The sequence below is a fragment of the Marinomonas spartinae genome, assembly GCF_016461715.1.
Taxonomy (GTDB): domain Bacteria; phylum Pseudomonadota; class Gammaproteobacteria; order Pseudomonadales; family Marinomonadaceae; genus Marinomonas; species Marinomonas spartinae_A.
The window spans coordinates 40,316-54,304 of the sequence record NZ_JAEMUI010000018.1; the positions used below are offsets into that span (position 1 = coordinate 40,316).

Consider the following 13,989-nt stretch of genomic DNA (forward strand, 5'->3'; position numbering starts at 1 on the left):
CTCGTTGTAAAACGATTACTTTACACGATGAGCTTACCATCGACTAGCTGAGGAATAGACATAGGGTTACTGTTTTTAATCGCACAAGGAAGCAAAGCTTCAGGAAAATCTTGGTAACAAACTGGACGCAAGAAGCGGTCTATCGCAGCGCTGCCCACCGACGTTGAACGACTGTCAGAGGTAGCAGGGAATGGGCCACCATGCACCATGGCTTGACATACTTCCACTCCCGTCGGATAGCCATTACACAACAAACGGCCCGCTTTACGCTCAAACACTGGCAACAAAGTACGCACCGCTTCCACATCCTCATCATTCATCTGAATAGTGATCGTCAACTGACCTTCCACATGCTCCGCAACAGCTTTGTATTCTTCTAAGCTACGGCATTTTATAATCAGAGAAGTCGAACCGAATACTTCATCTTCCATCCCCTGATCGGCAAGAAAAGCGCTCGCTTCCGTTACAAACACATGGGCTTGGCACTGGTTTGGCGTATCGGCTTGCTGCCCTTTCGCCACTAATGTCACCTTATTATTGGCTTCAAGGGCGGCAACGCCGGCACAGTAAGCATCGTAAATCCCCCCCGTTAACATCGTTTGACTGTTCAATGCACGGGTATCTGCTGCGACTTGCGCTAAAAAGTCATCAAAACCGTCACCTTCTAATGCAACCACCAAACCAGGATTAGTACAGAACTGCCCTGCCCCCATGGCCAATGAGGCGACAAAACCGGAGGCCACTTTTTTCGCCTGGGTCGCCAATTTACTTGGCATCACAAAAACCGGATTAATACTGCTCATTTCCGCGTAAACCGGAATCGGTTCAGGGCGATGTTGAGCAATATTGACCAGCGCCAGTCCCCCTTTGCGCGAGCCAGTAAAACCAACAGCTTTAATATGAGGATGAGCCACAAGCTCACCAGCTATTTGGTTATCTGAAACAAACAGTAAAGAGAAGACGCCTGCTGGCATAGCCGATTTTTCCACAGCGCTTTGAATCGCACGACCGATCAGCTCCGATGTCCCAGGATGAGCCGGATGGGCTTTCGCTACCACTGGGCAACCCGCCGCCAGTGCTGACGCAGTATCGCCACCCGCCACGGAAAAGGCCAATGGAAAATTACTGGCACCAAATACGGCAACAGGGCCTAAGGGAATTTTTTGCAAACGTAAATCAGCACGAGGAAGCGGCGTGCGATCCGGCATCGCAGGATCAATACGAGCATCACTGAATCCTCCCATGCGAATGACCGAAGCAAACAAACGAAGTTGCCCCATCGTACGACCTCGCTCCCCTTCAATACGCGCCTTTGGTAATCCGCTCTCGGCAACAGCACGCTCGACTAAGGTATCCCCTAGAGCAAGAATCTCATCCGCAATACATTCTAAAAAGCTCGCTCTTTTTTCAATGTCCAAAGCACGGTATAGGTCGAAGGCTTGCCAAGCCGCATCAACCGCTTGATCCACATGCGCTTTGCTACACCCTAAATAGCCAGGCTCAAGAACCTCATTGGTCGCTGGATTAATGCCATGGACCGCCTTGTCCGAGCCTAATACTGCTTGGCCTGCGATGAGTGATGTTCCCTTAAGGATGGTATTGCTTTGCATGCTCTTCCCCTAGTTTTTGTTATGAAAACACTAATACCTAGTTGCCACACCTCGATTAAAGTGAGTTTGGCTTACTCTAATCGAATTTATTGTTGTCCTGGTATCGCTGATACAAATGGTAAGCACGATACAAATGATTGTGCATGGCTTGCTTGGCCCCTTCTGCATCTTTGTTTTTAATACAGTTAAGTATCTCAAGATGCTCTGAGCGCACACGCTGTAAATAATTGTCCGTTGCGACCTGTTTTAAATCACTGTTTACTAAATTCGCTCTCGGTATCACGTTCTTATTAAACTGCTCATAAAATTGCTTTAAAAACGGGTTGCGTGTTGCGGTACAAATGGCCAAATGAAATTCATAGTCTTCCTTGCGAGCCAGTTCACCACGACTTAATGCCTCATCAAATGCTTGAAAATGGGCTTCTAACAGGGCGACTTCTTCCTCTGTACGACGCAATGCCGCCAGCTCACACGCCGTGGTTTCCACGCTAATACGCATTTCCAAAATGTACAAAATATCATCGATGGCGGTTGGATCAATTTGATAGGCAAACAAGGTTTCTGCGGCTTGCGTTCTCAATACACTGGTCCCAACACCACGTTTAGTCTCCACCAAGCCTAACGACTTTAACTGTGTAATCGCTTCACGAATGACCGTTCGACTCACCCCAAACAAATCACACAACTCATTTTCTGTCGGCAGCTTATCTCCTACGGCTATGGCACCCGCAGCAATTTGTTGCTCCAGTTGTTTTGCCACATTACTGGCTAAGCTATCGCTTTTGCCTACCCGTTCAATTTGAAATCGATTTACCAATTTGCCCTCGCTATTCATGATAAACATGCATCTTTGTCTGAAAATAAGAACATTACCCTAGGGTTCCAGCTCCCACAAGCAAAGGTTTTTATCTGTACGCATTACTCCCCACTCATCGAACCAATGCCGGTTTTTTGGGATCAAATGTCCAACCTGGGATCAAAAACTGCATCGCCAAACTGTCATCACGCTGACCCAATGTGAGCGTTTTGTACAATTCATGGGCTTGTATTAAGTTATCGCGATCCAGTTCGATGCCAAGGCCCGCTTTTGTCGGCACCTTGATTTTGCCAGCGCGAATCTTAAGCGGCTCTTTGGTGAGACGCTGCCCATCTTGCCAAATCCAATGGGTATCAATGGCGGTCACTTCACCAGGACAAGCCGCTGCCACATGGGTCATCATTGCCAAAGAAATATCAAAGTGATTATTACTGTGTGAGCCCCAGGTCATGCCCCATTCGTTACACAACTCACCAACCGCCACCGCCCCTTGCATGGTCCAAAAATGGCAATCCGCTAAAGGAATATCGACCGAGTCCAAACGCACAGCGTTCTTTAATTGCTGCCAGTCGGTGGCAACCATATTGGTGGCGGTTTTCAATCCGGTACGACGCTTAAATTCGGCCATGGTTTCTCGACCAGACCAGGCTCCCTCTTGCCCACAAGGGTCTTCAGCGTAACTCAGCATGTGTTTCACTGGTGTTAAATAGTCTATCGCTTGCTGAAGAGTCCAAGCTCCGTTGGGATCAAGTGTCAGGCGGGCATCAGGAAAAGCCTCATACAAGGCAGCAATACACTCTGCTTCTTTATGCCCATCCAGCACCCCACCTTTTAATTTAAAATCTTTAAAGCCATAACGGGCATAAGCCGCTTTTGCTAGGTTAACAATCGCCTCAGGCGTAGTGGCTTCCTTACCGCGAACCACATCCCAATCGTCCATAGGGTGATCGTAGGCAGGGTAAGGTAAATCCGTTTTTGTGCGATCTCCTAGAAAGAATAAATACCCCAGTGCTTCTATATCGTCACGCTGTTTACCATACTGGCCAAGCAAATCGACAACAGGCAATCCCATATTTTGCCCCGCCAAATCCAACAGTGCCGATTCGATCGCAGTAATCACATGGACCGCGGTGCGCAAATCAAACGTTTGATTACCACGTACATCGTCAGATTGGCCTGATATGGCATGACGAACCTGACTGATAATAGACTTCCATTTTCCAACGTTCTGGCCTTCAACAATGACGCGACACTGCTCTAGTGTGTTGATAATTTTATCGGTTGCTGGTACTTCACCCAGACCGATATTGCCATCATTATCCTCTAAGACAACAACCGTACGGATAAACCAAGGAGCATGGCCACCGCTTAAATTTAATAGAAAACTATCGTAACCGGCGACAGGAACAACCTGCATTTTTTTTATTGTTGTAAACATAATACGGGCCTACTTTGTCCATAGAGGCCTTTTAACGCTGTATTAGCATCCACAGCCGTTGTGAAAAGGTCTCTCATAAAAAAAAAGAGAAGGCTGGCACAAAACCCCAACCTCCTTAAGGGAGTTAGCTGTTTTTCTTAATAAGCGCTTCTAGTTGGGCGTACTCCGCCACACTGGGCATAGTCAAAGGCGCACGCACAGCTCCCGCAGACTGACCAGTGATGGTCGCCCCTGCTTTGATCAAGCTTACCGCGTAACCTTTTTTCGTATCTCGCAAGCGACAAAAAGGAATGAAAAAGTCTTTAATAATGGCGGTAACCGTATTTTTCTCACCGGCACGCAATGCTTTGTAAAACTTATTGGCCATCTCCGGCATAAAGTTAAACACCGCAGAGGAGTAGGTATTCACACCAATAGACAAGTAAGCTTCAGCGAAAATTTCCGCCGTTGGTACGCCTCCGATGTAAACCAAACGATCACCGACAGTTTTAATGGTGTCATTCAACGCGGCAATATTACCCACACCATCTTTCAAAGACACCATATTCGGGTTACGAGCCGCGAGCTCTTTTACACGCTCAGCGGACAAACTGCCATTGGCGCGATTGTAGTAGATAAAATGGATTTTGCTTGATGCCATCACCTGACTAGCGTACTCCACAATACCGTCTTCAGGACATTCCGTCAGAAATGGCGGCATCAACAAAATACCATCACAACCGGCTTCATCAGCAATGCTAACGAATTTCTTAGCGTCTGACACACTCCGTCCTGCAGAAGCAATAACTGGCACACGGCCTTTTACTGTCGCAACGGATAACTCAACAATTTGGCGATAATCGTCTTCATCCAGTGAGAAAAACTCACCCGTTCCACCCGCGACAAAAATAGCAGACACACCATGTTCAATAAACGACTCTAAGCGCTGGCGGAATGTTTCAGCGTTAAACTTACCATTGGCATCAAAATCCGTTACAGGAAACGACAACAGCCCATCACTCAACGCCGATCTCATTTGTTCTACAGAAAAAGCCATGCTTTTTTCCTCATTATTTATATCGTTGAAAGTAAAGCCTTAAAAGGCTATTTAAATGATTTAGGAGGTAGTAATTTAACCTATATAATGTATTACATCATACAACAAAGATAACAAATGGCAACCTCTATATCGACTCACGGTGCTCATCAAGTCACTGGCGCAGGATTAAATAACACCAAATCGTTATGTAACCCCAAACGGTCAGCCGCTACTTGCTTACGGCCACTGGCCACGTCAATAATCAAATGAAACAGCTCCCAACCCGCTTCTTCTAAAGTAATCTCTTTGGTGGCAACACGACCGGCGTCTAGATCGATCAAATCATGCCAACGATTACCTAGATTACTGTTGGTCGAGACTTTAATGACTGGCACCACCTCAAGACCATAAGGTGTGCCACGACCAGTGGTAAACACATGCAAGTTCATCCCGGAAGCAAACTGTAAGGTGCCACAAATAAAATCGCTTGCTGGGGTTGCCGCAAAGTTAAGACCCCGCTTACGAATACGTTCGCCGGGACTTAACACATCAACAATTGGACTGTTGCCAGACTTCGTAATCGACCCAAGGGACTTTTCGACGATATTATTTAACCCCCCTTTTTTATTACCGGGTGTGGTATTGGCACTGCGATCCGCTTGTCCCAAGCTCAAATAATCGTCGTACCACTGCATTTCACGCAGCAAGGCTTTGGCTACCTCTACACTTTGGGCACGCGGCGTTAGCAAATGAATCGCGTCACGCACTTCAGTGACTTCAGAAAACATCACAGAACCACCCGCGCGAATAATCAGATCAGAGGCATACCCCACAGCGGGATTGGCGGTAATACCTGAAAAAGCATCGCTGCCACCGCATTGCACACCCACAACCAATTCAGACAAAGGACAGGGTTCGCGACGACGTTGGTTCAAACGCTCAAGATGGGACTCCGCCATTGTCATAATGCTATCAACCATGTCTTGAAAACCATGATGTGCTTCGTCTTGCAGGCTAACCACATTGTCTTTTAACCATTGAGCCGCATCAGAATTCGGCAAAATATTCACCGCTTGCGCATCGTCGATATCAAGTAAACGATGAGGTTGGAGTTTTTCACACCCCAAACCAATGACCATCACCTCACCACCAAAATTGGGATTTTTCGCCATGTTTTGTAAGGTACGAATTGGCACAATCGCCGCAGGAGCATTGATGGCCACGCCACAGCCATAGCTATGATTGAGAGCGACCACCCCATCGACGTTCGGATACTTTGGTAACAAAGTATGCTTAATGAGCTTTACTAGGTATTCTGTTACACCAGAAACACACTGCACACTCGTGCTGATACCGAGCAAATTTTTTGTTCCTGCAGAACCGTCTGGATTTCTATAACCATCAAAGGTATAGCCTTCTAGGGGATCAATGTCTGGTTTAGCGCGTGTCGCCAATGGTAGCTCGTCCAACTTAGGTGGCGTAGGCATAATCATTAACGCTTCCGACACCCAACGCCCTACAGCCAATGGCTCCTTTGCGTACCCAATCACCTCGTTGTAACGAATGATGTCTTGCCCCTGCTCAATCGCTGTTAGCGTCACTTTATGACCCTGTGGCACCGCTTCTTTTAATACAATACCACCTTCCAACTCTGCTCCCGCCGGGGCCCCACCTTGATTAACAATAATCGCCACGTTATCGTTAGCGTGGATTTTGATTAGCACATATTCATTCATACCTGCCCTCAACTGTATTCAAACTTTTGGTTTTATCATTATTTTTATGCCACTAATGAAAGCTTTCAAAGCAGCCAAGAATATCAAGTAAATACTGTCTATATTTACCATCAAAAATCATACATCATACAATTGTCTTTTCAAGGAAGTTTTAGATATTTCGCTTTTAACTAAAAATGCCGCTCATTTGAGCGGCATTTTTATTGATTCTATCTATTTGTTTTTAATGTAATTACGGCATTATAGGCCTTATAAGAACACACTAACCAATGCTGCGATTAATCCGTAGATCGCCATAGGCACCACCGTACGTTTCATAATAAAGCCTTCTTTATGGCTAATACCCAATATGGTCGATACTGCAATGATGTTATTCAAGCAAACCATATTCCCCATCGCCCCACCTACCGATTGCAAGGCTAGAATCAGTGTTTGTGGCAAGCCAACGCTCACTGCAATACTTTGCTGAATGGCACCAAAGGTTAGGTTAGACACGGTGGCCGAACCAGAGAAGAAGGCTCCCAGTGCTCCTAGATAGGAAGCAAAATAGGTCCATTTATCACCAGTTAATTCGGCAAAGGAGTGGCCGATAACCAGCACAGGAGAATCTAACTTACCCAGCATCATGAACTTCACCATGACTAGGGCCCCCATTAACGAAATAGACGGCCACAGAATACGACGTCGGCAATCCGAAAACGCCTCAAACACTTGGCCTTTAGACATTTTTAGGATCGGAATAGAAATAAGCACAACCACTAAAAATGGAATCAAGGCTGGCACATAGAGCGTCTTATAAGCCCATGACACACTGGTTCCAAAAATGTGCGTCAGAGAAATGGCTAACGAATCCGTTACACTTACGTGAGTGCTACCAAGGCTACCGTGTAACCAAGGTGTCATATCCGTCAAAATCTGCTTTATGCCTAGTTGCTTAATCCGAGTAATAATCAAGATCCCCACTAAGAGAATCATCGGGCTAATGGCGATCGCCAAAGCTTTACCGCTTACCCCTTTACGCTTTTCGTTATGTCGCGTCTCATTCGACAAACCAATATGATGACGAGCCAGAAACACACTGATGACTAAGCCAATTACACCACCTAGCAGCGAAGGGAATTCATAATTCCATTGGGCAATCAGTAAATAAGGTAAAGTACAGGACAACACACTCAACAAGATAAAAATAATGTTACGACGGATATCTTGCCAGCTCACCACAAAGCGCAACGCAATAATCGGAATGAAAAAAGCCGCAATGGTATGAACAAGAGCGGTATATTGAGAGATACTTAAAATTTCCGCATCTTTTAAATTTAACGGTGCAAAACCAAACCAAGTCGGCGTGCCAACAGCCCCGAACGATACCGGTACCGAGTTCATGGTTAGCGTCAGCAAAATCACTTTGATGGGGTTAAAGCCTAACCCCACCAAAATGGGCGCGGCAATCGCGGCAGGCGTACCAAACCCCGAAGCGCCTTCAATCATAAAGGCAAACGCCCAACCAATAATCATCAGCTGAGCAACGGCATTCGTACTGATGCTCTCTAACCAATGACGCACGATATTCTCAGCACCAGACAATACCATCACTCGGTTCAACAATATCGCCCCCGCGATAATTGAAATCGGGGTGAGAGTCGATAACACGCCAGAGATTGCGTTGGCTAACAGAAGGGTTTGATTCGCATGAAAATAAAAAACCTGAAATATGCCGACCAGTAACGCCGTGGCGGGTAACGCAATATAGGAAGGGACAGGATGCTTTTTTGTCATTGCATAGATTAATAAAACAATAGGGAATATGGATACCAGTAAATCCATTGCATTTCTCCACTCAATGTCCTGATGGACGTAATATTATTTTTGTTTTTTGCAACCGATGGCTGCAATTGGGAATGCGCCAATTATTAGGGAGAGAAGAAACAAAGACCATCTAGTACTTTTTCAGAAACAATCTAATAGAATTTGACAAAACACAAAATCACTACTAATAAGAAAATTTATTTCATAATAATCAATATGTTATAGTTTTATTCACAAAAACCTCTCTTCACTATTAGTGTAATTTTGGAATCAATGAATTCTTCCTTAGTGCATAATGAAATAACAACAAACACTTTATATAAAATTTTCTTATAAAAAAATCACCACCACATCATAGAGGTAGAGGCGCGCTTAGCTCCCCCCTATGTTCTCTCATCCACTGAGCCAATGAATCCAATGTTGGTTTTAAGGTTTTACCAAGCTCCGTCACTTGATATTCCACTCGTGGCGGCATTTCTGGGTACATGGTTCGTGTCACCAAACCTATCGATTCAAAGGCTCTTAATTGTTTGGTGAGTTCTTTCTGTGTGATAGGCGCTACCGCTCTTTGCAGTGCGCCAAAACGAATCGCAGCATCCACTACGATTAAACGATAGAGAATCGGAATGGCCCATTTTCCTGAGACAAGATTGACAAAATCCACCATGGGGCAAGGCTCATCATAATAAGCAAATAATGTGGTCATTAATATTTTCCTCTTTAGTACCCATTTGGTACCTACTATTAAAAGCATACTAATATACAGATAATGCGACCACTCAACCAATACAACAAGGTGGTATTTATATGAAACGTCTATTAGGCAAGCATGCTTTGATCACGGGTGGCACCGCAGGAATAGGATTAGAAACTGCCAGACAGTTTTTACAAGAAGGCGCCCATGTCGCTATTACAGGCCGTAGCGACATCGGATTAAAAGCGGCAAAAGAAGAATTTGCTGACCGTCTCTTAATATTAAAAAGCGATGCAAGTATTGTCGCGGAACAAAGGCGTCTTGCTGAGCAGATCAGCGTATCTTTCCCTAAATTAGACATAGTGTTTATTAATGCCGGCGATGTCACTCATCAACCACTAGAAAAATGGGATGAAAATACCTTTGATCACGTTCTCAATACCAATTTAAAGGGGCCGTTTTTTCTTATCCAGTCACTTTTGCCACACCTCTCCACTTCTGCTTCCATTATTCTTTGTGGTAGTGTTTCCGCCCAAATAGGTTTGCCACAAAGTAGCGTTTACGCAGCCAGCAAAGCCGGACTCATCTCTTTAGCCAGGACATTATCCGGCGAATTAAAAGATCGAGGAATCAGAGTTAACGCCCTTAGCCCAGGTCCAACACAAACCGATGCCTTTAAAAAATTTGGTCTAGAACAAGAAGAGGAGAACGCTCTGCGAGCGGAGGTAAGCAATCTTATTCCTTTAAAACGCATGGGTTCGGCAATCGAACTGGCAAAAGCGGCCGTGTTTTTAGCCTCAGACGAATCCGCTTATATGCTCGGCTCTGAGTTATTGATGGATGGCGACATTGGCAATGTCTGAGTAGCCACTTAAACAGGCCCGACCCAACGTCGTCTTCGATACCTATCAAAAACGTGCTTTTTCTCCACTCTCATTTCAGGCATATGCTGTTGAATTAAAGCTACTGTATCGGCAATCAAACTTTCCATCATTTCAGCGCCTTCTAAAAAAGGCGCTTTATAAATCGCCTCAAAACGCTGCCAACAGTTTTCAGGTTGAATAGGCAACCCCTTTAAACTCTGTTCAAGGCTCTTAAAATCAACAGAGAACATACCGTTTAGGGCAAAGAGCAAAAGCCCAATGCGTTTTTGAATACCTGAGATCAAACCATAATAAATGGGTAAGTCTTGACGATGGGCATATAATTTCAAATCTGGTGAAGTAATAGCGGCTAAATGTAGAGCAACCACTTCTTGGCGTTTTTTCAGTGGAAAATGCAGATCATTACGCCATTGTATTAATTGCGAGGAAGTTTTTAGTACCATACCATTTTGAATAACCCATAAGGTTTCCTGAATGGCGTTGGTCAGTGGAGCCGTGTCGATACAACGAATAAAACCATCAATGACTTCCTCCGAGCAATGCCAAAGATCGACTTTTAAGCCATCAACATAAAAATAGTCGGTTATCACACCATTCCCATCAGGCTTTGAAAAAGTAGTATCGGTGCCCGCCGTCCTTTTTACCATCTCCTGTCTATCACTAAGAGAAGGTAAGCTTGTATAAAACAGACCTATTTCAATATCTGAATAATCATCCGCCCACCCCTTGGCGACAGAACCGCCAATAAGAGCCGTATGGTAATCCATAACGCACAGACGAGAGAGCAATTTTCGCGCAAATTCAACCCTAAGGGTGATAGCTTGATTCATTTTGTTACCACTCCACAAAAATGGTACGACAGGTAAGCTGTTGTACAAAGAACACACTGTAAAATACAAGGGGGATAGAGTCTACTAGCATTCATTTAATTGCTGATTCTCTGTACAATGGCAATCAACTCATTAATTTAGAAAAGGAAGTCTTTGTGAAAAAGCTACTTGGTATACTCGTTATTGTGCTTGCCGCTGTGTGTATTATTTCTCCCAAAATTATTGCGGGTCAATATCAGAAACAGCTAGAAAGCTTTATTGCCTACCTAAATCAATCAGCAGGTTATCATGCTAAAATCGAATCAATGGATAACTCCTGGTTTGGCTCAAAGGCCAATATTTCAGTGGAAGTTGATCCATCAACGATTGATCCTAATAGTCCAATCGGCTCCATAAAAGCCAATATCATTCTCGATACACACTATGGCCCGCTATTATTCAATAAACAAAGTCTTATCGGACTGTATTCAACACAGGCCAGCATCCCAGCCGACAAAGCACGCGACACCTTGGTTTGGGATGATAACAAGCCCTTATATCAGCTTAATATAACCCGTGGTTTAACAGGTAATTTAACCATGGCGGATGCCATTCCAAGCTTTACCGACAAGGCAAAAACCCTGTTATTTAGCGGGTATTCTGGGTCAGGCGAGAATAAAAACAACACCTTTCACTATCAAGGTGCACTAAAAAATATCAATATTGATGACCAACAACCGGCGTCGTTAAAAGACCTTTCCGTTAAATTAGCAATGGATACCAGTGTCGACCTGAATAATGGTGGTTTGCGTGATAGCGATATGACATTGAAAGTCGGAGACATCCAAGTAGCATCAAAGATGGCAATAAAAGGTCTCTCTATTAACACCCACTCAGATCTGGATAAGAAAACACAGCTAGGTGACATAAAAATCAGCTATGGCGCAGACTCGTTTAGTCTCCCTTCGGTTCAAGTTACCAATCTCTCGCTTGTTACAGAGCTCAAAAACTTAAACAACGCTGTCTTAACCAAAATCTACAAAGAGCTTAATAACGCTCCAGACGGAACGGACCCTACCAACCAAAAAACCATTGCGGTTTTACAAGACAATCTTGGTCCATTTTTAGCCAGTAAGCCTGAATTCAACATTTCTGATTTCAGTGGTACTTTGCCCGAAGGCAGTTTTAAATCTAGCCTAACCAGTAAGCTTGCCGATATTAATGATCCTAAAGTAGAGGACTTATTTAACCCACAATTTTGGAAGTATTACACCATTTCTACAGCAAATATTCTGGTTGATGCACCACTTGCCGATAAACTAGCGCAACAATTTGTCGCCAAGCAAGCGCAAGTGCCAGTCCAATTACCACAAGTCAAACAACAAGCACAGATGATAATAGGGAATTTCGTACAACAAGGTTTGATCAAAAAAGAGAAAGACCAGTATAGAACAGAGATATCCATTAAAGATGGACAGCTCAGCGTTAACAATATTCCTTTACCGATGTAATACAGCAAGCAGTTCAATAAAAAATGCCACCCAAAAATATGAGTGGCATTTTTTATAAAAGGCAAAATGCATTTCGCCTTTCAATCAAATTCAACCTTACAAAAAAAGAGCAAGTCTTGAAAAGACTTGCTCTTTTTTAAAATAAAATTCGCTAAATATTATAGCGCAGTAATATTTTCTGCTTGTGGGCCTTTAGGGCCAGTCGTCACAATGAATTCTACTTTTTGGCCTTCAGCCAAGGTTTTGAAACCTGAGCTGACAATAGCGCTAAAATGTGCGAACACATCTGGGCCAGACTCTTGCTCGATAAAGCCAAAGCCTTTTGTTTCATTGAACCACTTAACAGTACCTTGAATAGGGGTAGACATAATAATCACCTGATATATTAGTAATAGCCACATATGATGGCTGGAAATGCAAAAAATAGACTGTTACTTAAAAACTTTCAGGACGAGAATTATGAATAAAACTACGTAGATCAGAGTTAATAATTAGAGACTTCTTTCTAGCTGGAAAGTGCATACTATAGACATATAAAAGGAATAGCTATCTTTATTCCTTTTATTTTGTAATCTTATGTTCCGTTGACCCAATTTTATTTTAGAATAACCCGTGCATTTATAGGCTGTACCGGACGATTATTGGGTACGCCAACGGTACGTTCAAATGCCTCTATCTGAGCTTTGGATGCGGTTATATAATGTTTCATGACTAACCAAGTAACGCCTTCAGAGCAAGGGGGCGTCGTCAAGGAGCCATTGAATCGATAATAGGTTTTGTCTTTGGGTAACAACCCCATCGCGTTCACACTTTGCGGTAAGTGTTTTTCTTGTAGCATTTTCTTTGGCATTTCACGCCAAATTTTTTCCAAGGTGGGATTGGCTTTTCCTTGCTTAAACATTACGGCAACAACCGCAAGATTGCCCTCTTTATCGGCGTGAACGAGATGCGCTTCCATCGGATAGGAGTGGCCTTCTATGGTATTTTCACTCGGCGCATGAAAATGAAATTGCCTTAATTCATAGTGATGGCCCGCCAGCGTCAATAACACCCGAAGCATTTTAGAGGGAATGCAACCACCTACTCCTTAGACATATGCTGTAGCGGTCAACTAATCCCCTCCCCCAGACACACGCAACCAAGTAACTTTTGTTAAAGAACGGTTGAAAAGCCTTCAAACTTTGGTGGACCAAGGTACAGGCCCCTAGATGACGTTGCATTCGCATGGGCCTTACGAAAGGCCTCAGATTTAGTCCAGTCGCGGAACGCCTGCTCGCTTTCCCAAATGGTATGAGAAGCGAACAGAGTGAACTCCTCATGGGTTTCGCCTTGCAATAAATTAAATGAATCAAAGCCTGGCACGTCTTTTAAATGGGTATCTCGGCTACGCCAAATATTAATAAATTCTTCTTCACGTCCTACTGCAATACGAAAACGGTTCATTGCTACGTACATAGTGACTCTCCTGCAACATAATGCATTCTATCAAGTAATCAGTCTTACCAAGGTTATAGTTAACAAAATGATCTGCCATCTGACAAGACTGTCTAGTCAAAAGTCCAATTCATTACCCATTAGGGAAGGTGTTAATAAGTCCTCTTGACTCAGCATGGAGATAAAAGCCTGCTATTTGCGGCAAGCATCGAATGTGAATAGTGAACCTATT

The 13,989-nt window shown here is 44.0% G+C and carries 13 protein-coding genes; 2 read left to right on the top strand and 11 right to left on the bottom strand.

Annotated features, from left to right (window positions below; all coding sequences use genetic code 11):
* Positions 1-20 precede the first annotated feature (20 nt).
* The 7 genes from JHD45_RS16050 to JHD45_RS16080 all read right to left on the bottom strand — a co-directional run bounded on the left by JHD45_RS16050 (position 21) and on the right by JHD45_RS16080 (position 9,131).
* Positions 21-1,610: an aldehyde dehydrogenase (NADP(+)) gene (locus JHD45_RS16050; protein WP_199477533.1), complete on the bottom strand. Its 1,590-nt coding sequence runs from the start codon at positions 1,608-1,610 to the stop codon at positions 21-23.
* Between the two features lie 76 nt (positions 1,611-1,686).
* A complete protein-coding gene (locus tag JHD45_RS16055; RefSeq protein ID WP_199477534.1) occupies positions 1,687-2,445 on the bottom strand; it encodes a FadR/GntR family transcriptional regulator in 759 nt (252 codons plus the stop codon).
* 94 nt (positions 2,446-2,539) lie between these two features.
* On the bottom strand, positions 2,540-3,865 hold the full coding sequence (locus JHD45_RS16060) for an enolase C-terminal domain-like protein (RefSeq protein ID WP_199477535.1): 1,326 nt from the start codon (positions 3,863-3,865) through the stop codon (positions 2,540-2,542).
* Positions 3,866-3,989: 124 nt separating this feature from the next.
* On the bottom strand, positions 3,990-4,901 hold the full coding sequence (locus JHD45_RS16065; RefSeq protein ID WP_199477536.1) for a 5-dehydro-4-deoxyglucarate dehydratase: 912 nt from the start codon (positions 4,899-4,901) through the stop codon (positions 3,990-3,992).
* 149 nt (positions 4,902-5,050) lie between these two features.
* Positions 5,051-6,619 carry a galactarate dehydratase gene (gene garD / locus JHD45_RS16070; RefSeq protein WP_199477537.1) on the bottom strand — a complete coding sequence of 523 codons (1,569 nt, stop codon included), beginning with the start codon at positions 6,617-6,619 and terminating at the stop codon, positions 5,051-5,053.
* A gap of 249 nt (positions 6,620-6,868) precedes the next feature.
* On the bottom strand, positions 6,869-8,443 hold the full coding sequence (locus JHD45_RS16075) for an L-lactate permease (RefSeq protein ID WP_199477538.1): 1,575 nt from the start codon (positions 8,441-8,443) through the stop codon (positions 6,869-6,871).
* A gap of 334 nt (positions 8,444-8,777) precedes the next feature.
* Positions 8,778-9,131 (bottom strand): winged helix-turn-helix transcriptional regulator, encoded by a 354-nt coding sequence (locus tag JHD45_RS16080; protein ID WP_199477539.1) that lies wholly within the window; start codon positions 9,129-9,131, stop codon positions 8,778-8,780.
* A 101-nt stretch (positions 9,132-9,232) separates the two neighbouring features.
* Between JHD45_RS16080 and JHD45_RS16085 the strand changes: the two genes are divergently transcribed.
* Positions 9,233-9,982, top strand: a complete 750-nt coding sequence (locus JHD45_RS16085; RefSeq protein WP_199477540.1) for an SDR family oxidoreductase — start codon at positions 9,233-9,235, stop codon at positions 9,980-9,982.
* Positions 9,983-9,990: 8 nt separating this feature from the next.
* Here JHD45_RS16085 and JHD45_RS16090 read toward each other — a convergent pair whose 3' ends face one another.
* Positions 9,991-10,833 carry a hypothetical protein gene (locus JHD45_RS16090; RefSeq protein WP_199477541.1) on the bottom strand — a complete coding sequence of 281 codons (843 nt, stop codon included), beginning with the start codon at positions 10,831-10,833 and terminating at the stop codon, positions 9,991-9,993.
* 155 nt (positions 10,834-10,988) lie between these two features.
* Here JHD45_RS16090 and JHD45_RS16095 point away from each other — a divergent pair, with 155 nt between their 5' ends.
* Positions 10,989-12,323 (top strand): YdgA family protein, encoded by a 1,335-nt coding sequence (locus JHD45_RS16095; protein ID WP_199477542.1) that lies wholly within the window; start codon positions 10,989-10,991, stop codon positions 12,321-12,323.
* 158 nt (positions 12,324-12,481) lie between these two features.
* Here the strand turns inward: JHD45_RS16095 and JHD45_RS16100 are convergent, their stop codons facing one another.
* The 3 genes from JHD45_RS16100 to JHD45_RS16110 form a co-directional block, all read right to left on the bottom strand.
* Positions 12,482-12,691 (bottom strand): cold-shock protein, encoded by a 210-nt coding sequence (locus JHD45_RS16100; RefSeq protein WP_067013201.1) that lies wholly within the window; start codon positions 12,689-12,691, stop codon positions 12,482-12,484.
* Positions 12,692-12,918: 227 nt separating this feature from the next.
* Positions 12,919-13,383 (bottom strand): carbonic anhydrase, encoded by a 465-nt coding sequence (locus tag JHD45_RS16105; RefSeq protein WP_199477543.1) that lies wholly within the window; start codon positions 13,381-13,383, stop codon positions 12,919-12,921.
* Positions 13,384-13,475: 92 nt separating this feature from the next.
* Positions 13,476-13,778: an antibiotic biosynthesis monooxygenase family protein gene (locus JHD45_RS16110; protein ID WP_199477544.1), complete on the bottom strand. Its 303-nt coding sequence runs from the start codon at positions 13,776-13,778 to the stop codon at positions 13,476-13,478.
* Positions 13,779-13,989 lie beyond the last annotated feature (211 nt).

Coding starts and splice junctions, on each gene's coding strand:
- JHD45_RS16060 (WP_199477535.1), bottom strand. CDS start 3,865: ATGTTTACAACAATAAAAAAAATGCAGGTTGTTCCTGTCGCCGGTTAC.
- JHD45_RS16080 (WP_199477539.1), bottom strand. CDS start 9,131: ATGACCACATTATTTGCTTATTATGATGAGCCTTGCCCCATGGTGGAT.
- JHD45_RS16075 (WP_199477538.1), bottom strand. CDS start 8,443: ATGGATTTACTGGTATCCATATTCCCTATTGTTTTATTAATCTATGCA.
- JHD45_RS16110 (WP_199477544.1), bottom strand. CDS start 13,778: ATGTACGTAGCAATGAACCGTTTTCGTATTGCAGTAGGACGTGAAGAA.
- JHD45_RS16090 (WP_199477541.1), bottom strand. CDS start 10,833: ATGAATCAAGCTATCACCCTTAGGGTTGAATTTGCGCGAAAATTGCTC.
- JHD45_RS16100 (WP_067013201.1), bottom strand. CDS start 12,691: ATGTCTACCCCTATTCAAGGTACTGTTAAGTGGTTCAATGAAACAAAA.
- JHD45_RS16050 (WP_199477533.1), bottom strand. CDS start 1,610: ATGCAAAGCAATACCATCCTTAAGGGAACATCACTCATCGCAGGCCAA.
- JHD45_RS16085 (WP_199477540.1), top strand. CDS start 9,233: ATGAAACGTCTATTAGGCAAGCATGCTTTGATCACGGGTGGCACCGCA.
- garD (WP_199477537.1), bottom strand. CDS start 6,619: ATGAATGAATATGTGCTAATCAAAATCCACGCTAACGATAACGTGGCG.
- JHD45_RS16105 (WP_199477543.1), bottom strand. CDS start 13,383: ATGCTTCGGGTGTTATTGACGCTGGCGGGCCATCACTATGAATTAAGG.
- JHD45_RS16055 (WP_199477534.1), bottom strand. CDS start 2,445: ATGAATAGCGAGGGCAAATTGGTAAATCGATTTCAAATTGAACGGGTA.
- JHD45_RS16065 (WP_199477536.1), bottom strand. CDS start 4,901: ATGGCTTTTTCTGTAGAACAAATGAGATCGGCGTTGAGTGATGGGCTG.